At 62.3% G+C, this 19,545-nt stretch carries 19 protein-coding genes; 14 read left to right on the top strand and 5 right to left on the bottom strand.

What is annotated here, in order from left to right:
• Positions 1 to 24: 24 nt before the first annotated feature.
• The 5 genes from CIW50_RS05705 (at position 25) to CIW50_RS05725 (ending at position 4,688) form a co-directional block, all read left to right on the top strand.
• A complete protein-coding gene (locus CIW50_RS05705) occupies positions 25 to 699 on the top strand; it encodes a dienelactone hydrolase family protein (protein ID WP_149530229.1) in 675 nt (224 codons plus the stop codon).
• A gap of 14 nt (positions 700 to 713) precedes the next feature.
• A complete protein-coding gene (locus CIW50_RS05710; protein WP_149530230.1) occupies positions 714 to 1,199 on the top strand; it encodes a GNAT family N-acetyltransferase in 486 nt (161 codons plus the stop codon).
• A gap of 55 nt (positions 1,200 to 1,254) precedes the next feature.
• Positions 1,255 to 1,734, top strand: a complete 480-nt coding sequence (locus CIW50_RS05715) for a GNAT family N-acetyltransferase (RefSeq protein ID WP_149530231.1) — start codon at positions 1,255 to 1,257, stop codon at positions 1,732 to 1,734.
• A gap of 218 nt (positions 1,735 to 1,952) precedes the next feature.
• A complete protein-coding gene (locus tag CIW50_RS05720; RefSeq protein WP_149530232.1) occupies positions 1,953 to 4,115 on the top strand; it encodes an anthranilate synthase component I in 2,163 nt (720 codons plus the stop codon).
• Positions 4,116 to 4,142: 27 nt separating this feature from the next.
• A complete protein-coding gene (locus CIW50_RS05725) occupies positions 4,143 to 4,688 on the top strand; it encodes an adenine phosphoribosyltransferase (RefSeq protein ID WP_149530233.1) in 546 nt (181 codons plus the stop codon).
• A 7-nt stretch (positions 4,689 to 4,695) separates the two neighbouring features.
• Here CIW50_RS05725 and CIW50_RS05730 read toward each other — a convergent pair whose 3' ends face one another.
• Together CIW50_RS05730 and CIW50_RS05735 are read right to left on the bottom strand one after the other, a co-directional pair.
• The gene (locus tag CIW50_RS05730; protein WP_149530234.1) at positions 4,696 to 5,364 is read right to left on the bottom strand and encodes a Rossmann-fold NAD(P)-binding domain-containing protein; all 669 of its coding nucleotides are present in this window, start codon (positions 5,362 to 5,364) and stop codon (positions 4,696 to 4,698) included.
• Positions 5,365 to 5,411: 47 nt separating this feature from the next.
• Entirely contained in the window at positions 5,412 to 6,167 is a 756-nt protein-coding gene (locus tag CIW50_RS05735) for a P-loop NTPase family protein (protein ID WP_149530235.1), read from the bottom strand.
• 308 nt (positions 6,168 to 6,475) lie between these two features.
• Between CIW50_RS05735 and CIW50_RS05740 the strand changes: the two genes are divergently transcribed.
• Genes CIW50_RS05740 through CIW50_RS05755 form a run of 4 tightly spaced genes read left to right on the top strand, consistent with a single transcriptional unit; the run spans position 6,476 to position 10,117 of the window.
• Positions 6,476 to 6,955 (top strand): MarR family winged helix-turn-helix transcriptional regulator, encoded by a 480-nt coding sequence (locus CIW50_RS05740; RefSeq protein WP_149530236.1) that lies wholly within the window; start codon positions 6,476 to 6,478, stop codon positions 6,953 to 6,955.
• Complete coding sequence (locus CIW50_RS05745) at positions 6,952 to 9,018, top strand: FUSC family protein (protein WP_149530237.1); 2,067 nt, start codon at positions 6,952 to 6,954, stop codon at positions 9,016 to 9,018. The genes CIW50_RS05740 and CIW50_RS05745 overlap by 4 nt, the downstream gene beginning before the upstream one ends.
• Positions 9,015 to 9,224: a DUF1656 domain-containing protein gene (locus tag CIW50_RS05750; RefSeq protein ID WP_149530238.1), complete on the top strand. Its 210-nt coding sequence runs from the start codon at positions 9,015 to 9,017 to the stop codon at positions 9,222 to 9,224. The genes CIW50_RS05745 and CIW50_RS05750 overlap by 4 nt, the downstream gene beginning before the upstream one ends.
• Positions 9,221 to 10,117 (top strand): efflux RND transporter periplasmic adaptor subunit, encoded by an 897-nt coding sequence (locus tag CIW50_RS05755; RefSeq protein ID WP_149530239.1) that lies wholly within the window; start codon positions 9,221 to 9,223, stop codon positions 10,115 to 10,117. Before CIW50_RS05750 ends, CIW50_RS05755 begins: the two co-directional genes overlap by 4 nt.
• Positions 10,118 to 10,121: 4 nt before the next feature.
• Here the strand turns inward: CIW50_RS05755 and CIW50_RS05760 are convergent, their stop codons facing one another.
• Positions 10,122 to 11,162 (bottom strand): helix-turn-helix transcriptional regulator, encoded by a 1,041-nt coding sequence (locus tag CIW50_RS05760; RefSeq protein WP_246664152.1) that lies wholly within the window; start codon positions 11,160 to 11,162, stop codon positions 10,122 to 10,124.
• Between the two features lie 237 nt (positions 11,163 to 11,399).
• Between CIW50_RS05760 and CIW50_RS05765 the strand changes: the two genes are divergently transcribed.
• From CIW50_RS05765 to CIW50_RS05775, 3 genes are all read left to right on the top strand, one after another.
• Positions 11,400 to 13,616: a TonB-dependent receptor gene (locus CIW50_RS05765; RefSeq protein WP_149530240.1), complete on the top strand. Its 2,217-nt coding sequence runs from the start codon at positions 11,400 to 11,402 to the stop codon at positions 13,614 to 13,616.
• Positions 13,617 to 13,714: 98 nt separating this feature from the next.
• Complete coding sequence (locus tag CIW50_RS05770; RefSeq protein WP_149530241.1) at positions 13,715 to 14,083, top strand: hypothetical protein; 369 nt, start codon at positions 13,715 to 13,717, stop codon at positions 14,081 to 14,083.
• Between the two features lie 38 nt (positions 14,084 to 14,121).
• On the top strand, positions 14,122 to 15,336 hold the full coding sequence (locus CIW50_RS05775; protein ID WP_246664153.1) for an MFS transporter: 1,215 nt from the start codon (positions 14,122 to 14,124) through the stop codon (positions 15,334 to 15,336).
• Here CIW50_RS05775 and CIW50_RS05780 read toward each other — a convergent pair.
• Positions 15,308 to 16,276, bottom strand: coding sequence for an ABC transporter substrate-binding protein (locus tag CIW50_RS05780; protein WP_149530243.1), 969 nt, complete (start codon positions 16,274 to 16,276; stop codon positions 15,308 to 15,310). The genes CIW50_RS05775 and CIW50_RS05780 overlap by 29 nt on opposite strands.
• Positions 16,277 to 16,663: 387 nt before the next feature.
• Between CIW50_RS05780 and CIW50_RS05785 the strand changes: the two genes are divergently transcribed.
• Positions 16,664 to 17,764, top strand: coding sequence for a glycosyltransferase family 4 protein (locus tag CIW50_RS05785; RefSeq protein ID WP_172980225.1), 1,101 nt, complete (start codon positions 16,664 to 16,666; stop codon positions 17,762 to 17,764).
• A 1-nt stretch (position 17,765) separates the two neighbouring features.
• On the opposite strand, the gene CIW50_RS05790 is transcribed toward CIW50_RS05785, so the two are convergent.
• Positions 17,766 to 18,686 carry a LysR family transcriptional regulator gene (locus tag CIW50_RS05790; protein ID WP_149530245.1) on the bottom strand — a complete coding sequence of 307 codons (921 nt, stop codon included), beginning with the start codon at positions 18,684 to 18,686 and terminating at the stop codon, positions 17,766 to 17,768.
• Between the two features lie 118 nt (positions 18,687 to 18,804).
• Here CIW50_RS05790 and CIW50_RS05795 point away from each other — a divergent pair, with 118 nt between their 5' ends.
• Positions 18,805 to 19,503: a pirin family protein gene (locus CIW50_RS05795; protein ID WP_149530246.1), complete on the top strand. Its 699-nt coding sequence runs from the start codon at positions 18,805 to 18,807 to the stop codon at positions 19,501 to 19,503.
• The last annotated feature ends 42 nt before the right edge of the window (positions 19,504 to 19,545 follow it).

Genomic DNA, 19,545 nt, shown 5'->3' on the forward strand with positions numbered 1-19,545 from the left:
GAGCCATTCCAAGCGGAGGACACCATGGGAACATCGATCAGCTTCAAGCGGCCGGACGGCAAGGAAGCCAAGGGCTATCTCGCCAACGCCTCGACCGGCAATGCACCGGGTGTCGTCGTGATCCAGGAATGGTGGGGCCTTCAGGAGCAGATCAAGGGCCTGGCCGACCGCCTCGCACTGGCCGGTTTCGATGCGCTGGCGCCGGATCTCTATAATGGCGTGGTCGTCCCCTATCATGACACGGACGCCGCCGGCAAAGAGATGAACTCGCTGGATTTCATGGATGCCACCACGCAGACGGTGCGCGGTGCCGCGCAGTATCTGTCGCGCAACGGCGCCAAGGTCGGCCTCACGGGCTTCTGCCTTGGTGGTGCGGTGACGATCATCGGTTCGTGCAAGCTTCCCGAATTGAAGGCCGCCGTGGCATTCTACGGCATCCCCCCGGAGCAGGCGGCGAAGCCCGCCGATGTGCAGGTGCCGTTGCAGGGCCATTTCGCCAATCGCGATGATTGGTGTACGCCCGCCGTGGTCGATGCGTTCGAGAACGGCCTGAAGGCCGCCGGCAAGTCGGCCGAGTTCTTCCGCTATGACGCCGACCACGCGTTCGTCAACGAACAGCGCGTCAGCGTGCATGACCGCGAAGCCGCCGAGCTCGCCTGGGGCCGCGCGACCGCGTTCTTCAAGAAGCATCTGGGCTGAGGTTTTTCGATCGGATGTTGATCCGCAAAGCGCGACTCGATGAGGCGGCCGAGATATGCGATGTCTTGCGCCGCTCCATCGCCGAGCTCTGCGGTGCCGACCATCATGACGATCCGGCGATCCTCAGGCGCTGGCTCGCCAACAAGACGCCGGCGGTGGTCGGGAGCTGGATTGCCCATCCGGACAATTTCGTTCTCGTGGCGGTCGAGGAAGAAACCGTGCTCGCCGTCGGCATCGTCAGACACGATGGCGAGATTACGTGCAACTACGTCTCGCCCGATGCGCGCTTCAAAGGCGTCAGCAAGGCGATGCTGGCACAGCTTGAGGCGACCGCACGGGACCATGGCAACGACGTCTGCCATCTGATCAGCACCGAGACGGCCCATCGGCTTTATCTGTCTGCCGGCTATGAAGATTGCGGGGTGCCGCAGGGAAAATTCGGCACGACGTCATCCTTTCCCATGCTGAAGCGGCTTGTCGCCCGGCCCTCCAAGCCATGATGTGTGGCCCCATGTCAGCTTGCTGCTGCGTGGATCACACTGTAGGTCGGATCCCATGACACCAGATTTCACCATCTCCGACCTGCGCCGGCGGCCCGATTTCTTCGATATCGTGGCCGAGCGCATCTGGCAGGCGTGGTGGAAACGCCACGACGTGCCGGAGGTCTATATCGTCGAGCGGCTGCGCGAAAACATGGTCGGCGCGGGATTGCCGGTGGCGCTGGTGGCACATCGTGAGGGCGACTTTCTCGGTACCGCTTCACTGCTGGTGTCTGATCTCGACGAACGTCCGCAATACACGCCATGGGTGGCCGCAGTCTGGACCGAGCCCGAAGCCCGCCGGCAGGGGGTGGCACCCGCATTGATCGATCGGGCCTGCCGGGAGGCGCTTGAACGGGGACATTCGCGTGTCTACCTCTGCGCCGCCCCACCGCGCCGGGCATATTACGAGCACCTTGGCTGGACGCCTGTCGAGGATGACGTCGGGCCGCTGAAACTGACGGTATTCATGCGGGAATGGCCGCAAATCCTCTGACCCCTTGACCTTCCGGCCCGGCCATGGTGATTTGCCGGCCATGAGCACCCCTGTCCGCAACAGCCGTCGTTGGTGGCGCACCTCCTGAAGAGGTGGTCGGTGCGATTTGCTTTTTTTCAATCGTCGAAGGCCGCCATCGCAGTGCGACGGCCTTTGTTGTTCTTTTGGCTTGTTTGTCCTGTGTGGCGCCCCTCCGGCACGTTTCCTAAGAGGACACCATGAACAGGTCGGTTTTTTCACTCCCCGCTGACAGCACCTACAAGACCCGTGCGGGTCTCTCCGTGGCGCGCCATGTCGAAACTTTCACCGGCGGCACCGCGCTGGACGATCTGATCGTCCGGCTCGATCACCGTCGCGGCGTGGTGCTGTCGTCGGGCACCACCGTGCCCGGGCGCTATGAGAGCTTCGATCTCGGTTTTTCCGATCCGCCGCTGCTGCTGGAAACCACCGGAACGGACTTCTCGCTGACCGCGCTGAACAAGCGTGGCCAGGTGCTGATCGCCTTCCTTGCCGATACGCTGCGCGATCCCTGCATTGCGCTCGATGGCCGGACGATGTCGAAGCTCACGGGCCACATCATCCGTGGCGAGGCGCCGGTCGAGGAAGACCAGCGCACCCGCCGCGCCAGCGTGATGTCGCTGGTGCGCGACATGGTCGCGCAATTGTTCTCGTCGGATGATCCGATGCTCGGCCTCTATGGCGCGTTTGCTTACGATCTCGTGTTCCAGATGGAAGACCTGAAGCAGAAGCGTGCGCGCGAGGCCGATCAGCGCGACATCGTGCTGTATCTGCCCGATACGCTGCTGGCCTATGACCGCGCCACCGGCCGCGGCGTGCTGCTGTCCTACGACTTCAGCTGGAAGGATCGCTCGACCGAGGGCCTGCCGCGCGATACGCCGGACAGCGGCTACAACAAGGCGCCGCGCCAGGGCTTTGCCGATCACGCGCCCGGCGAATATCAGCGCACCGTGGAGAATGCCCGCGCTGCCTTCGCGCGCGGGGATCTGTTCGAGGCCGTGCCCGGCCAGTTGTTCGCAGAGCCTTGCGAACGTTCGCCGGCGGAAGTGTTCCAGCGGCTCTGCGTCATCAATCCGTCGCCTTATGGCGCATTGATGAATCTCGGCGATGGCGAGTTTCTCGTCGCCGCCTCGCCCGAGATGTTCGTGCGCTCGGATGGCCGTCGGGTCGAGACTTGTCCGATTTCAGGCACCATCGCGCGCGGCGTCGATGCCATCGGCGATGCCGAGCAGATTCGCCAGCTCCTGAATTCGGAGAAAGACGAATTCGAACTCAACATGTGCACCGACGTCGACCGCAACGACAAGGCGCGCGTCTGCGTTCCCGGCACCATCAAGGTTCTCGCGCGGCGGCAGATCGAGACCTATTCAAAGCTGTTTCACACCGTCGATCACGTCGAAGGCATGCTGCGCCCCGGTTTCGATGCGCTCGATGCGTTCCTGACGCACGCCTGGGCGGTGACGGTGACCGGTGCGCCGAAACTGTGGGCAATGCAATTCGTCGAGGACAACGAGCGCTCATCGCGGCGCTGGTATGCTGGCGCGATCGGTGCGGTGTCCTTCGATGGCGGTATCAATACCGGCATCACCATCCGCACCATTCGCATGAAGGACGGCCTCGCCGAGGTCCGCGTCGGCGCGACGTTGCTATTCGACTCGGATCCCGTCGCCGAAGAAAAGGAATGCCAGACCAAGGCCGCGGCTTTGTTCCAGGCGCTCCGCGGCGATCCGCCGAAGTCGCTGTCGTCTTTCGCGCCCGATGCGTCGGGCTCGGGCAAGAAGGTATTGCTGATCGATCACGACGACAGTTTCGTGCATATGCTGGCGGATTACTTCCGTCAGGTTGGTGCAACAGTCAGCGTGGTCCGGCATGTCCACGCGCAGACCGTGCTGAACCGCGAGAGCTTCGATCTTCTGGTGCTGTCGCCGGGGCCGGGACGTCCCGCCGATTTCGGCATCGGCAAGACGCTGGATACAGCAATGGAAAAGAAGCTGCCGGTGTTCGGGGTGTGCCTGGGTGTGCAGGCGATCGGCGAATATTTCGGCGGCGTGCTCGGACAACTCGCGCAGCCGGCCCACGGCCGCCCGTCGCGCGTGCAGGTGAGAGGCGGGCGGTTGATGAACGGTTTGCCGAATGAGATCGTCATCGGCCGCTATCACTCGTTGTTCGTCGAGCAGGATAGCATGCCGGATGTACTGACCGTCACGGCCTCGACCGAAGACGGCGTCGCCATGGCCATCGAACACAAGACGCTTCCCGTGGGCGGCGTACAGTTCCACCCGGAATCGCTGATGTCGCTTGGCGGTGAGGTCGGTCTACGTATCGTCGAAAACGCATTTCGGCTGGGGCAACGCCCCGGCTGATTCCATCTGAAGAATCGAAAGACCCTGATGACACCCGAACTTGCACACGATCTGAAAGCGTCTGTCCGCACCATCCAGGATTATCCGAAGCCGGGTATCCTGTTTCGCGACATCACCACATTGCTCGGTGATGCGCGCTCGTTCCGTCGCGCGGTGGACGAGCTGGTGCAGCCCTGGGCGGGGCTGAAGATCGACAAGGTCGCCGGCATGGAAGCGCGCGGCTTCATCATCGGCGGCGCGGTGGCACATCAGCTCTCGGCCGGCTTCGTGCCGATCCGCAAGAAGGGCAAGCTGCCACATACGACCGTGCGCATTGCCTATTCGCTGGAATACGGCATCGACGAGATGGAAGTGCATGCCGATGCCATCAAGCCCGGCGAGCGCGTGATTCTGGTGGATGACCTCATCGCCACTGGCGGCACCGCCGAAGGCGCCGTGAAACTGATGCGCCAGATCGGCGCGGAGGTGGTGGCGGCTTGTTTCATCATCGACCTGCCGGATCTCGGTGGTGCTGCGAAGCTGCGTGCGATGAACGTGCCGGTGCGGACGTTGATGACGTTTGACGGGCATTGATTGCCCGTCACGACCCCTGCAGCAACAGCCCCAGCTCGATCTCGCGAAAGCTGAAATAGTTCTTCCGGATCCACTGGTGCAGTTCGGTCGATGAATCCTGTTCCGAGCGCAAATAGCCGGTGAAGGAAAAATTCAGCCGGTCGATATAGGTCTTGAGAAATACCGGCAGTGCCGCAATGCGCAGCAGGCGGCCCTGCGCCAGTGCGACCGGAATCTCGCCGCGCAGCACGTGTTCGTTGTCGATCACATAGAGCGAGTTGCGGGAGAATTGCTGCTGCAGCATCTCGTAGCCACGCAATGAGGCCCGATTGCTGTCGCCCATGAAGAACACGATCGGCGCGACGCCGCGGCGCGCGGCTTCCTTGGCGAAACCGATCTCGCCGGTCATTGTGAAGAATTCGTCGAAGGCGTGGTAGCCGAGGTCGATCACCTTGGCGACGTCGTCATTGATGATGAGCCGGTCCATCAGCGACATCTTGCCGAAGGTGTCGCCCACGTCGGCGGTCTCGGTCAGCTTCGGCAGGAAATCCAGCAGCGAGGGCTCCTTGAGGCTGACATCGAAGCCGATGACATCACCGCGCTGTAGCTTCAGGAACTCGCACAGCAGACGTGCGAGCAGCGTCTTGCCGACCATCGGTCGCGTTGAGCAGATGATATAGACGGGCGTGCGGCGCATCGGCGTAATATCAGGCTAAACCGCCGCCCATCCAATCGATAATCGGGTTATTTCTCGCCGGGGGTGCGGGCGCCCGGCTTGTCGTGGACGATGTCGGTCAGCTTGATGCGGTCGAATTCGCTCCAGACATTGGCGAGCCAGTGCCGGACATAGCCGCGCAGCACGAACGAGTAATTCGCGGCCTCGTCCTGCGGTCCCTTGTTGGCGACGAATTTCAGGAACGGCACGCTGGAGACTTCGACCTGCTCATAGGCCATTTCGTTCAGCTTCGGGATGGTGATCTCGGTGGCACCCTTGATGCGGTGGAAATAGGAGTTGTAGGTCGCCTGGTCCCATTCGAAGAAGCTGGTGTTGTTGATGAAGTTCTTCACCAGGAAATACTTGGCGCCGTCCATGAAACCGGCGGTCTCGGCGATTTCGTCCAGTGAGGCGATCGATGGGCCCAAAATATGAAACACGGCGAAGGTGATCTGGCCGGACTTGGCGGCATCGAGGAAACCGATGTCACGCAGATCGGCCAACGCCCGCGACAGCAGGCCTGCGCGGACGTCGATCACGGTCACCGAGGGGGACGCGCTGTTGAGCGTATCGAAGATCTTCATCTGGTCGGCCGTGGTCGTCATGTCGACGATCTCGGTGATGTCCGAATGGAACCGCTTCAGCGTGCCGCGCGGCGCTTCGGTGTCGAAAGCGCGTGTCGGGACGTTGTTGGCGCTGAAATAATCCAGAACCGTCCGCGACACTGTGGTCTTACCGACGCCACCCTTGTCCGCGCCGACGACAATCACTGCTGGCTTCGCCATGGAATTCCTTTGCCGCTTTCAAATGGAGCATCCGCGCGATGGAGATTCGCGCGCTTGAGAACACTACCCGATGCCTGCTTTGGGCGCGAACATGGCAGAAACAAGGGGGATTTCAATCGCTGAAAGGCGCGGCCCACGGGAAACATTAAGAAAATTCCCTCTTTCGGCCGCGGGCGCCGTTCGACAATCCAGGCTTGCCGGCCGGGCTCACGCGTCTGCCAGCCCGTCGTCGAATCCTCACCACAGCGTGATTGACGCGCCGCACAAAATCGATTGCAGCCTAATCGATAGCATCCTATCTAAATTCCATGCCCCACTCCCAAGCACATATCCAGGCCGAACTGGGCCTGCTGGTTGCGCGACTGGCACGGGTCTGGCGCCGCAAGGCTGACCAGACCCTGTCGGCGCATGGCCTGTCCGAGGCGACGGCCCATCCGCTCCTGATCCTGTCACGCGCCGGGCGGGAGAATGTGCGTCAGGGCGTGCTCGCGGATGAAATGGGGCTCGAAGGTCCATCGGTGGTCCGGCTGATCGATCTGCTCGCCGCAGAAGGGCTGGTCGAGCGCCGCGAGGATCCGACCGACCGCCGCGCCAAGGTGCTGCATCTGACCGAGCTTGGCCAGGCCAAGGCCGAGGGAATCAAGCGTGTGATGCGCCGCTTGCGCGCCGACTTGATGACAGGCATTGCGCCGGACGAGCTCGCGATCGCCTTCGATGTGCTCGGACGGATCGAGCAATCGGCCAATCGCCTGTATGAGGCCGCCGAGGAGGCGGACGCACTGCCATGACCTCCACTGCTGCCCAACCGCCGTTTCTTGTCCGTCACGCCGATATCATCTTCTCCGTGAAAACCTTTATCGCCGGCATGATGGCGCTGCTGATTGGTTTTGCGATGGATCTGCCGCGGCCCTATTGGGCGCTGGCCACGGTCTATATCGCCTCGCAGCCGCTGGCTGGCGCGACGCGTTCGAAAGCGCTGTTTCGCGTCATCGGCACTCTGGTCGGCGCCTCCGCCAGCGTCGTGCTGGTGCCAAACCTCGTCAATTCACCGGAACTGCTGAGCTTGGCCATCGCGCTGTGGGTCGGCCTCTGTCTCTATGTGTCGCTGCTGGACAAGGCGCCGCGCGGCTACATGTTCATGCTGGCGGGCTACACCTGCGCGCTGATCAGCTTTCCCTCAGTTAACGAACCCGCCGCGATCTTCGATACCGCCGTGGCGCGCAGTGAGGAGATCATCGTCGGTATCCTCTGCGCGACATTGGTCTCGACCATTCTGCTGCCGCGCAGCGTCGGCCCTGCCGTCGCCGCGCGCGTCGATAGCTGGCTTGCCGACGCGCGCAGGCTGACGCAAGACGTGCTCGCCGGCCGAAGCGCCGATCCGGCGACCCGCGATCTACGCCTCAAGCTTGCGGCCGATGCCGTCGATATCGATACGCTGGCCGATCATCTGGCCTATGACCGGCTCGGCGGACGCGAGGCCTCGCGCTGGATGCGCGCGCTGCGCACGCGGATGCTGACATTCCTGCCGCTGCTGTCATCCATGGGCGACCGCATCGACGCTTTGGGCGAAGATGCGCGGACGACCTATCCGCAACTGATGGCGTTGGTCGACGACGTCTCCGCCTGGATTGCCGACAATGGCACGGCGCGAGAGCCCGCCGACAAACTACGCAGCATGATCGCTGCGCAGCAGCCGAAGCTGAGCGCGTCGTCGTCGTGGAACGAGATCATGATCGCGAGCCTGTTGCTGCGGATGCGCGAGCTCGTCGATATTTCCGCGGATTGCCGCGTCCTCAATCAGGCGATTGCCGAAGGCGGCCGTCCGCCGGGCGCGAAACTTGCGTTTCAGGCCGAAGCCGGCGTCGCGCCGGTGCGGCATGTCGATCACGGCATGGCGCTGTGGTCCGCAGCCGGCGTGTTCATCACCATTCTGGTCTGCTGTGCCTTCTGGATCACCACTGGCTGGACCGATGGCGCGACGGCGCCGACCATGGCGGCTGTCGGCTGCTCGTTCTTCGCCAGCATGGATGATCCCGCCGTCGGCTTGCGCGGGTTCGCCAAATGGACGCTGGTCGCGATGGTGATCATCGCGATCTATCTGTTCGCCATCCTGCCGGCCATTACCGATGTCGAACTGCTGGTCGCTGCGCTGGCGCCAACCTTCCTGCTGTTTGGCTATCTGATCGCACGTCCGGCGACGTTCTTCATTGGCATGCTGCTGGCGGCGAATACCGCGACTCTGATGGCGCTGCAGACGACCTATAACGCGGACTTCGCGACGTTCGCCAATTCCAGCGTCGCCTTCTTCGTCGGCACCGAACTATCTGTCATCTCGATCCAGTTGATCCGCTCGGTCGGCGCCGAATGGAGCGTCAAGCGACTGATGCGGCGCGGCTGGATCGCCATCGCGCAGGCCGCCGAACAGCGCGGCAATCGCGATCGTGCCGCCTTTGCCGGGCTGATGCTGAACCGTATCGGTCTGCTGGCGCCGCGGCTGACGGCGCTGAAAGATTCCGAACTGCGCACGGTCGATAACCTGCGCGAATTGCGCGTCGGACTGAATATCGTCGATCTGCGCCGCGCGCGGCATCACCTGTCGTCACCTACCCTCAGTGCCATGGACACGATGCTGGACGAACTGGCCGTGAGCTTCCGCAATTACAGAGGCGGCGCGATGCCCGAGCCGCTGCTGGCGAAGGTCGATCACGCGCTGTCGGAGGCCATCAGCGAGCGCGGGGCCGGGCGCGCGGATGCGCTGATCGGACTCGTCGGCATTCGCCGTGGACTGTTTCCATCCGCGCCCGCCTATCTGCCCGAACCGGGCCTTCTCGCCGGGAGTGTGGCGGCATGAGATATGAAATCGATCTGTTCGGTGTGCTGATGCCATCGCTGATGCTGTGGCTGGTCATCACTTACGCCATGGGCGCGCTGCTGCGCCCGTTGATCGAGCGCTCGGGCCTCTATCGCTATGTCTGGCACCGCGCACTGTTCGATCTTGCTCTGTACGTCTGCCTGCTCGGCGGCGTGGTCTATTTATCCTCCGGATTGCTGTCATGAAAAACACTGTGAGTTTTGTTCGTCGTTTCGCCGTCACCGCGCTGGCGGTTGTCGCTGCGCTCGCCGTGGGGCGTTATCTCTGGATCTATTACATGGATGCGCCGTGGACGCGCGACGGCCGCGTCCGCGCTGATGTGGTCACCGTGGCGCCAGATGTGTCCGGCTTCGTCACCGAGATCCTGGTGAAGGACAATCAGAAAGTGACGCGCGGCGATGTCATCATGCGGATCGATCGCGCGCGCTTTGCCCTGGCACTGCAGCAGGCCGAGGCGGTCGTGGCCGGCCGCAAGGCCAGCCTCGAGCAGGCCGATCTCGATCTGAAGCGCTACAATGACCTTACCACTGCGGCGGTGTCGCAGCAGAAGAAGGAGCAGGTGCTGGCAACGCAGCTCCTGGCCAAGGCGTCACTGGATCAGGCTGTCGCCGATCAGGCGGTGGCGCAGCTCAACCTCGATCGCAGCGAGGTTCATGCTCCGGTCTCCGGCGTGATCTCCAACATGGATTTGCGTCCCGGCACCTATGTCGCCGCCGGCAAGGGCGTGATGGCGCTGGTCGATACATCGAGTCTGCATGTTGATGGATACTTCGAGGAGACCAAGCTGTCGCGCATTCACGTCGGCGATTCCGTCCATATTCATCTGATGGGCGATGCCGCCAAACTCACTGGCCATGTCGAGAGCGTGGCTGCGGGCATCGAGGATCGCGACCGGGCAGAGGGCAGCAACTTGCTGGCCAATGTGACGCCGACCTTCAGTTGGGTCCGTCTCGCCCAGCGCGTGCCGGTGCGCATCGCACTCGACGCTGTTCAGGCAGGTGCGACGCTGGTCGCGGGCCGCACGGCGACGGTGGAGATCTTGCCGCGCAAGGACACGACGGTCGCTAAGGTGAACTGACGCTTCAGGCGTCCGCGTCCGGCATCGTATCCAGCAGCATCGTTTCAAACCGCGCCCGTATTTCACGGGGTGTCGCGTCGAATCGCTTCTTGAAGGTGCGGTTGAAGTAAGACAGGTCGCCGAACCCGACATCGAAGGCGATGGTGCTGACGGTGCGGTCTATCCGGTGGCCGTCGCGCAGCATGTGGAAGGCGCGCTCGAGCCGACGCTCCAGCAGATAATCCGAGAATGTGCGGCCTTCGGCCTCAAACAGTTTCTGGAAATAGCGCGCGGTCACGCCATGTGTCGTCGCCAGCCGTTCCAGTGACAGCGTCGGCTGGCTGAGGCTGGCCTCAATATCGGCCTTGAGGGACAGCAGACTGATGGTAGGCCGGTCCTGCCGCAGACCCGCGCGTCGTTCCGGTGCATCCGCCTCGTCGATTATCGTGCCGACGAGGCCGTTCATGTAGTCGATGGCGAGGCCGGTGAGCGCCGCCGAATTCATCGGCAGCAAGCCGCGCATCACTGCGGCGGCGTAGTGACCGAGCGCGATCAGCCCGCCATTGTCGTGGGCGATGTGGCGCAACCCGGTATGGCCAGTGCCTGCAAGCAGCAGGCAATCGACACGGCTCACATCCTTCATGATGAAGGTGGTGGCGCGGCTGGGATCCAGAATGATCGCCTCGCGCGGCATGCATATCTGGCGCTGGCCGTCCTGCTGGACGATCACCACGCCATCGGATGGACGCAGCACCAGGATGTCCTGCGGTGTGTCGTTGCCAGTCGTGGCGCTATCGTCGTCGGGCATGGTCCAGAGCGGCGCCGGATCGAAGCACGACATCAATCCGAGATGCGGCTGCATTCGCAGGATCGCCTTCGAGTGGAACGGAGCGGCGCGAAACGATCCCAGCGAATTGCGCTGTACGCTCTTCCACGGCAGGCGGCTTTCTAACGGCTTGCGCAAGCTGTCGTCGATATCGTCGGCGACGAGCCAGAGCGGCACCAGCGGGCAATCGGGAGCGGCATCGGCGCAGGACGAAGACCGTGACTGATGCGCGTTTGCCACAGCATCGAATCCAAACCGCTTCGTTCGCTCCAGTCCGACTATCAATTCATCGAGTCCAAGTCATGCCATGGGCTGTGCCGTATCGCTGTAACGATAGACGGAATGCGCAGGCGTAAGAAGAGTAAAGCCGCGTCTGGAATTTACATTGATTCCAAACTGCTGCGGCCCCTGGTCGAGTTGACCGGCTCGATGTCTCCAGCGCTTCGTCGCCACGAACAAACGGAAGACCCCGAGCCCATGCGTTACAGCAAATTCGTTCTCATCCCCGTCGTCGGGTTCATGTCATCGCAGGCCGTCGCGCAGCAAAGCGCGGGCGTCACGCTCGACGAGATCACGGTGACCGCCGCGCGTGCGCAACGATTGATCTCAGATATTCCGCAGACGGTGCAGGTGGTCGAACAGAAAGAGATTGAGGAACAGCTCAAGCAGAACGGCAGCGCATCCGCGCTGCTTGCCAAGCTGCTGCCGGGTTTCTCGGTCTCGAACCAGACCATCTCCGGCGCCTCGGAGAGCTATCGCGGCCGCGACCTGCTGGTGCTGATGGACGGCGTGCCGCTGACAACGCCGCTGCGCGATGTCTCGCGCATCCTGGCATTAATCGACCTGAATACGGTCGAGCGGGTCGAACTCGTCGCCGGTGCTTCCAGCCTCTATGGCGCCGGCGCCACCGGTGGCACCGTGAACTTCATCACCAAGAAGGCTCAGCCGGGCGGTCCGCGCGTCAGCGTCAACACTGCATTGCGCACCTTCACGGCGGATCCCGGCGGTTCGCTGGCGCCGGAAATGTCGGCGACGGTCAGTGGTAAGGGTACCAACGGCATCGACTATGTGTTCGTCGGTAGCGGCCGCGGCGCGCAGAAAACCTATGACGGCGCGGGCCGCGAGCAGCCATCGGATGCGATGCTCGGCCAGGGCGGCGGCGATCGCCTCGTCAGCGGAAATTTCCTGGGCAAGATCGGTTACGACTTCGACGGCGGCAAGCGCATCGAAGCGTCGGTCAGCCAGTTCTATCTCGACCAGACGCCGAAATATCTCACCGATTATTCCGGCGCCTATGCGAAGCCGGATTTCACTAAGCCCTATACCGGGCAGAGCGTGCTGGAAGATTCGCGCTCGTTCCAATTGCGCTATAGCGATACCGACTTCGTGCTCGGCAATCTCAGCGTGGTCGGCTTCTATAACGACATCAAGAAGCGGTTCAACTATTCGGAGTTCTCCTATCCCTACAACTCGCTGGTCTATTACTCCGGCAATCCGCGGAGCCCGACCAGCTCGGCCAACCAGACCACGCTGTATTCGGAGCGCGGCGGCGTAAATCTGTCCATCGATACGCCGCTCGACCGCATCTGGAATGGCGCCAAGATCACCTGGGGTAGCGACGTCACTCACGACAAGACCTGGCAGACGCTCACCGATGGCCGCGACGTGTTCACGCCGCTGACGCAGGTGACGACCGCCGGCTTTGCGTTGCTGCAGGTACCGATCACCGATCGCCTGACCGCGCGCGGTGGCGTGCGTTATGAACATTTTGATCTCAGCGTCGACAACTTCCTCCGCCCATCGGCCTATGCGGCTGTCGCGTTTCCAGGCCTCGGCGTCGTGCCGCTGGTGCTGCCGCAGCTCAACGTCGTTGGCGGACAGTACGAATATGCCTCGCCAACTTATAATCTGGGCGCCACCTTCAAGCTGAACAACAAGATCGATCTGTTCGGCGGCTTCTCGCAGGGCTATGCGCTGCCTGATGTCGGCGCCTATACGCGCCGTGCCGGCCTGTCGTCCACGGCCTATGCCTGTCCGGTGGCGACGCCGAACTGTCTGCCGGTTGCACGTCAGACTATCTCCTTCAGTTCGATCGCGCCGGAAGCCCAGATCGTCAACAATTACGAAATTGGCATCCGTGGCGGCGATGGCCCCTACAAGGGCAGCATCACCGGCTTCGTCAGCACCTCCGAGAAGGGCGTGACCTTCGATCCCGTCACCAACCTGATCTCGCAGCAGAAGGAAATGATCTACGGCGTCGAATATATCGGCGAGATGGCGATCAATCGTAATTTCACGCTTGGCACCACGATCGGCTACAAGGAAGGCCGCTATGACACCAACAAGGACGGCGTCCTTGACTCGTGGTTGCCCAACAACCGGATCGGAAGCCCGGTGCGTGGTCTGATCTTCGGCGATTATCGTTTCGACAATGGCATCAAGCTGCGCATCGAGGGCGAGGGCTATGCCGGCCGCAACCGCGGCATCAACCTGACCAATACGGTCTATCCCATCGAGGGTGGCTTTACGATGAATGCCGCGCTGAGCGGACCGGTCTATGGCGGCGAGGCCTATGCAGCCGTCAACAACCTGTTCGATGCGGAGTTGCAGAATCCGACCGCGACGTCGGTGCGCAACCTGCCGGTCTATTCATGGGGGCGTACGGTGACTGTCGGCTATCGCAAGACATTCTAGGCGTGATCTCGAAAAGTGGTCGCCGGCTTTCGGATCAGATCACGCTCAAACAAGACAAACCTTCCAAGGCCACTTCCCAGGGAGTTCGAATTGCCATCATGGTCGATCTGGATATCGCAGGTAGCCTGCTGACGCTACGGTTTCTGCCGCCCTATGCCGATACGGACGAGCGCGACTATCTGGCCGCGCTGGTCCGGATCGGCCAGCACGACCAACCGTTCGAGTTGCTCACCATCTTCGGTGGCGGCGGCAAACTGTCGGTCGCGGGCGAGCGCGAACAGGCGCTGTGGTTCAAGGCCACCCGCAGTCATATCTCGGCGCACTGCCGCGCGGCAGCGATCGTACGGCCCGGAGCCAACAGGAAGATGGAAGAGACGTTTCAGAAGCTCTGGCCAATGCGGCTGGTGGTACTCGAGGACGAGACCGCCGCGCGCGCCTTTCTCGCCGACCATCGCGACCCCGCATGAGCGCCGCGGGGCTTCACGCATCCACGCCGGTTGCCGTTATGGGACGCAAGCGCCTGTTCGTCGTGCTCGGTGGGCTGTATCTGGCGCAGGCGATCCCGTCCTATCTGTTCGCCGCAGCCCTGCCACCGATCATGCGCGAGGCCGGAGTCTCGCGCAGCGAGATCGGCTATCTCAGCCTTTGGTTCCTGCCGTTGCTGCTGAAATTCTTCTGGGCTCCCGTCGTCGATCGCATTCGTCCCTTCGCGCGCGCGCATCGCGCTGGCTGGGTGATCGTGACCCAGGCCGGCGTGATTGTCAGCCTGCTGTGTTTGATCCCGCTCGGCGCAACTAATATCTGGGGCATTATCACCGTCGGCTTGTTCGGTTCGTTGCTGATCTCGACGCAGGACGTTGCCACCGACGGCTATGCCGCGAAGTATCTCGCGCCGGAAGATCGCGCCATCGGCAATGCGATCCAGGGTGGATCCGTCGCCTTCGGCGTAGTGATCGGCGGCACGCTGGGTCTCGTGCTGTATACCCATATCGGCTGGGCCGGCATGCTGTTGACCATCGCCGGCTTCTCGCTGATCCCGCTTTTTGCCGCCTTCGCCATGCGCGAGGACGAAGCCGAACATGTGGATCCCGCGAAGCCGCGGCCGTCGGTGATGGCCTTCCTGCGCCGCCGCGAGGTGCGCAACATTCTCTGGATCGCGCTGATCTACCGGATGAGCGAGGGCCTCGTGAAGGCGATGGAGGGCAGTTACCTCGTCGATGCCGGCGTGCCGCTCAAACAGATCGGTTATCTCTCCGGTGGTGCTGCGACGACGGCGGGTCTCGCAGGCGCTGCCGGTGCGGCGTGGCTGCTGCAACGCTGCGGCACCGGCTGGACGCTCGGCTTGCTGGGCATTCTCCGCACCATCTGCTTTGCGTTGTTCACGGCGCATGCGCTGGGCGTGGTCAGCGGCATCTGGCCGATCCTCGGCGCGGCCGGATTCCAGACGCTGATCCGCTATATGGAGATTGTGGCGCTCTACAGCCTGTTCATGGCGGCGGCCTCGAAAGATCAGCCGGGCACCGACTTCACGATTTTAGCATGTGCCCAGCTCATTATCTATTTCATTGGCTCGATGCTGTCGGGCCGCATTGCCGATTTGCTCGGCTATGGGACGCTGTTCAGCGTCGCCACAGTGTTGTCGCTGATCGCGGCGATTGCGACGATGCGCATTCTCGCCGCGCAGCCCTCCGTCAGTTCGACGCCGGCGCAGCCTGTGTGAAGCTGCGATCCACCGCTTTGTTGACGTCGACCTGCTTCGACAGGATTCCGTAGCGTGTGGCGCGGTCCGACGCCTCCTGGAACTCCTTCACCACGCCGTCGTCGATGGCGATCGGCCGGGTGTCCTGTGCCTTGTAGGCACGCACCAGCACATCTTCCGGCAGTTTGGTCAGTTCGGCGGTGTTCTTCGCGTAGTCTTCGATGTGTTCGCGCGACCAGTTGCGCGCCTTGTCGAGACGCCGCAGGAAGTCAGCGATTGCTTCGCGCTTGGTGGCGATGGCCTGGTCAGAGGCGATGATGAAGGTGAGCGTCGGCGTGAGTCCAGCGCCATCGGCGACGACGCGCGCGTTGTCCTTCAGCACGGCATAGGAGACATAGGGCTCCCAGACCGCCCAGCCATCGATGGAGCCAGCGACCAGCGCGATCTTGGCATCGACGGGACCGAGCGGCGCGAAGGTGGCGTCGGTGATCTTGTAGCCGGCTTTCTCCAGCGTGGCGTCGATCAGAAACTGGCCCCAGCCACCGCGCGTGCCGGCGAGGCGCTTGCCCTTGAGGTCGGCCGCGGTCTTGATCGGCGAGTCCTGCCGCACGAGGATTGCCTGCGTATCGGCATTGGCGCGCACGCCGCCGATCGCCTTGATCGGCGAGCCGTTGGCAAACACCGTTAGGAAAGCGAGATCGCCGGTGTGGCCGACATCGAGCGCGCCCGCATTGATGGCTTCGAGGATCGGCGCGGCTGCAGGGAATTCCGACCACTGGATCTTGTAAGGCAGGTCTTTGGTGAGTCCAGCCGCTTCCAGCAGCGAACGGTTACCGCCCTTCTGGTCGCCGATGCGCAGCGTGATCTGATCGGCTGCAAAGGCGGAGGTGGCGAGTGCTGCGCTGAAGGCGGTGGCGATGAGCGTTGAAAGCAAGCGGCGCGATGTGGAAGAGGCGGTCATGGTCACTTTCTCTGATGCAGTGGCGAGCATCAAAGCTACGTCCGACACGGATTCAGTCAATGAAATGGCTGACTGAATATCATCGAGCGAAAGCAACGAATGTAGCGTTGCTGGAAATAGCGTGGAAGTTTTGCGCTTTCGGAAAATCTGATGTGTTTTGGCGCACCGTCAACCTGGGTGCGCATTCCCGCCCAACTCTGCCGCCTTTCCGCCAGAATTCGCTTCCGCGACGCATTTGGTGCGCCGCAGAATAGCCATGACCATCAGCAGAAATAGGGAATGGATTACTCTGAACAGACAAAAGCCCTCGCGCTATTTCGCAATCGGGCCGTTTGGAGTGCGACGGATTTGGAAGTCGCCCGGCATTCGGGCCGGGAGCATTTCAAAGTGGCGTCTGTACTTCAGTTGATTTCGTCGCTGACAGTGGGCGGCTCAGAGCGATTGCTGATTAATTTTGCGGCTAGCTGCACGTCGGAGGAGGGTGTTCCGCAGGTCTTCGTCGTCATCAATGACTGGTTCCATCCCGATCTCGCCGCCGAGTTGGCGGCCACCGGTCATCCCGTCTATTTCCTCAAGCGTGCACCCGGGAACCGCAATCCACGCATCATCCTGACGCTGCTCAACATCATACGCAAGCACGACGTTCGCGTCATTCATGCGCATGACAGCGGCGCCAAGCACTTCGCGATGCTGAGCAAACTCTACCGACCAATGAGCGTTGGCTACACGATCCACAACACAGGCCTCGTCAATGCATGGGACCGCGTGAAGCTTCGACTCCATCAGCGTTTCGTCGACTGGAACATCGCAATTTCGGCGGCGGTCGAGCGCGAGTGCCAAGCCGCCAAACTGAAGTGCCTCTTCAAGGTGCATAATGGTATTCCATTGGCGACATTCGACGCGGTCGCGCGACAGCGTCGCTTTGGTACACCGTTGCGATTGATCAATGTCGCCCGAATCTATCCGAAACAGAAAGGTCAGGACATCCTGATCAAAGCGATCAGTCTCTGCGTGGCGCGCGGGCTCAATCTCCGCTGCGACTTTGTCGGCAGTCCGCCGCGCGACGATCAGGGGCCGCTGCTCAGCCTGAAGGCGTTGACGATTGCCGAAGGCGTTGCCGATCGCGTTCGGTTTCTGTGCGGTCATACCGACGTGCGCGGGCCGCTGGAGGAGGCGGACATCTTCGTGTTGCCGTCACGCTTCGAAGGTTTCGGCCTGGTGTTGCTGGAGGCCATGGCCGTCGGCCTGCCCATCATCGCCGCAGATGTCGACGGCCCTGCGGAACTGCTGGTGGACGGCTTGAACGGCATCAAGTTCAAGGTCGGTTCGGCGGAGGATCTTGCCGACAAGATTGTGGCGCTTGCAGCACAGCCGAAGGTCGCGGAGAGAATTGCGAAGACCGCGAAGAATTTCGTCACCGAATTCGATATTGCCACAATGCGCGACCAGTATTTCGGCATCTACGGGCAGATGATGAAGGCGAGCTAGTTCAGGTCCGGCGTGCGCGCTTGCCGGTCGCGGCGAGTTTGTCAGCGAGGAATTCCAGTAGCACCTCGACGCGGGCGGGGCGCGGACCGCCCGGCGGCGTGACGAGATAGACACCGCTCGACGATTGCGACCAGTCCTGCAACACGGCTTCCAGCGCGCCGCTTGCCAACGCGTCGCCGACGATGAAATCCGGCAAGTCGCTGATCCCCAATCCGGCAATCAGCGCAGGCAGCAGCGCCTCGCCATTGTTGACGCGGAGCGGCCCGGCAGGCCGAACGCTGGCCTGTTCGCCGGCCGCATTGGTGAAGTGCCAGACGCCGGGTGTGGAGAGATAGGTGTAGCCAAAGCATTTGTGGTCGGCGAGGTGCATGGGATGCGTCGGCCGACCGTATTTTGCGAAGTAGGACGGCGCCGCCACGATATGGCGCTTCACCGGACAGAGCCGCCGCGCGATCAGTGATGAGTCCGGCAGCGTGGCGATGCGGATTGCAGCGTCGAAACCTTCGCCGATCAGATCGACGGTCGCATCACTGAGGCTGAGGTCGATGGAGACTTCCGGATATTTGGCGAGGAACTCCGGCAGCAAATGCGCCACCGTATTGGTGCCAAAGGTCATCGGCACGGCCAGCCGTACCAGCCCGCGCGGTGTCGCCGATTGCGCCAGCGCCTCGTTCTCGAGCGCTTCGCCGTCCACCAGCAATTGCGCGGCCTTCACCGCCAGCGTCTTGCCGGCGTCCGTCAGCGCCAGCCGCCGCGAGGTCCGGTTGAACAGCCGCGCGCCCAGGCGATCCTCCAACCGGCTGATGGCCTTGGAGACGGTGGCCTTGGACAGGGTCAATTCGGTCGCCGCCGCCGCGAAGGACCGCAGCTCAACCACTTTGGCGAAAATCGCCAGCGCCTCGAAATCGGGGAGTTTGGGCATGTCAAAATCCGAAACGATGAGTTTCAATCATTTCTATTTATGAGCCATCTGTGAGGACATATCCAGATGCCCAGGATGCAAATGCATCAAACGCAAGTAACCAGATGAGGATTTCGTCATGATCGACCTCAGACCTTTCGACAAACTCGGTGGCGCCGACCACGGCTGGCTCAAAGCCAAGCACCATTTCTCGTTCGGCAGTCACTACGACCCCGAGAATATGGGTCACGGCAGCCTGCGCGTGTGGAACGACGACGAGATCGCGCCGAACACCGGCTTCCCTGCGCATCCGCATTCCAACATGGAAATCATCACCTATGTCCGCGAAGGCGCGATCACGCATCAGGACAGTCTGGGCAATACCGGCCGCACCGAGGCTGGCGACGTCCAGGTGATGAGCGCGGGCTCGGGCATCCGACACTCCGAATACAATCTGGAGCCGGCGACCACGCGGATCTTCCAGATCTGGATCGAGCCCACCCAAACGGGCGGCCAGCCCTGCTGGGGCGCCAAGCCGTTCCCGAAGGCCGATCGTTCGGGCCAGTTCGTGACCATTGCGAGCGGCTTCAAGGACGACGCCGGGGCACTGCCGATCCGGGCTGACGCCCGGGTGCTGGCAACCACACTGAAGGCCGGTGAGACTGCGCGATATCCGCTCGGTGCCGCGCGCAACGGCTACCTCGTGCCGGCCGCCGGCGCGATCGAGATCAACGGCATTCGCGTCAATGCCCGCGATGGCGTCGCCATCCGTGATGAAGCCAACGTCACGATCACCGCGCTGGAAGATTCCGAACTCGTTCTGGTGGACGCGGCCTGACGGCGCCCATCGATCATCAACCCACCCCCCTCAATCAGATAT

This window comes from Tardiphaga sp. P9-11 (genome assembly GCF_008329525.1).
In the GTDB taxonomy this organism is placed as follows: domain Bacteria; phylum Pseudomonadota; class Alphaproteobacteria; order Rhizobiales; family Xanthobacteraceae; genus Tardiphaga.

Coding starts and splice junctions, on each gene's coding strand:
- CIW50_RS05715 (WP_149530231.1), top strand. CDS start 1,255: ATGACACCAGATTTCACCATCTCCGACCTGCGCCGGCGGCCCGATTTC.
- CIW50_RS05765 (WP_149530240.1), top strand. CDS start 11,400: ATGCGTTACAGCAAATTCGTTCTCATCCCCGTCGTCGGGTTCATGTCA.
- CIW50_RS05745 (WP_149530237.1), top strand. CDS start 6,952: ATGACCTCCACTGCTGCCCAACCGCCGTTTCTTGTCCGTCACGCCGAT.
- CIW50_RS05780 (WP_149530243.1), bottom strand. CDS start 16,276: ATGACCGCCTCTTCCACATCGCGCCGCTTGCTTTCAACGCTCATCGCC.
- CIW50_RS05770 (WP_149530241.1), top strand. CDS start 13,715: ATGGTCGATCTGGATATCGCAGGTAGCCTGCTGACGCTACGGTTTCTG.
- CIW50_RS05775 (WP_246664153.1), top strand. CDS start 14,122: ATGGGACGCAAGCGCCTGTTCGTCGTGCTCGGTGGGCTGTATCTGGCG.
- CIW50_RS05795 (WP_149530246.1), top strand. CDS start 18,805: ATGATCGACCTCAGACCTTTCGACAAACTCGGTGGCGCCGACCACGGC.
- CIW50_RS05750 (WP_149530238.1), top strand. CDS start 9,015: ATGAGATATGAAATCGATCTGTTCGGTGTGCTGATGCCATCGCTGATG.
- CIW50_RS05735 (WP_149530235.1), bottom strand. CDS start 6,167: ATGGCGAAGCCAGCAGTGATTGTCGTCGGCGCGGACAAGGGTGGCGTC.
- CIW50_RS05790 (WP_149530245.1), bottom strand. CDS start 18,686: ATGCCCAAACTCCCCGATTTCGAGGCGCTGGCGATTTTCGCCAAAGTG.
- CIW50_RS05755 (WP_149530239.1), top strand. CDS start 9,221: ATGAAAAACACTGTGAGTTTTGTTCGTCGTTTCGCCGTCACCGCGCTG.
- CIW50_RS05705 (WP_149530229.1), top strand. CDS start 25: ATGGGAACATCGATCAGCTTCAAGCGGCCGGACGGCAAGGAAGCCAAG.
- CIW50_RS05720 (WP_149530232.1), top strand. CDS start 1,953: ATGAACAGGTCGGTTTTTTCACTCCCCGCTGACAGCACCTACAAGACC.
- CIW50_RS05740 (WP_149530236.1), top strand. CDS start 6,476: ATGCCCCACTCCCAAGCACATATCCAGGCCGAACTGGGCCTGCTGGTT.
- CIW50_RS05730 (WP_149530234.1), bottom strand. CDS start 5,364: ATGCGCCGCACGCCCGTCTATATCATCTGCTCAACGCGACCGATGGTC.
- CIW50_RS05710 (WP_149530230.1), top strand. CDS start 714: ATGTTGATCCGCAAAGCGCGACTCGATGAGGCGGCCGAGATATGCGAT.
- CIW50_RS05725 (WP_149530233.1), top strand. CDS start 4,143: ATGACACCCGAACTTGCACACGATCTGAAAGCGTCTGTCCGCACCATC.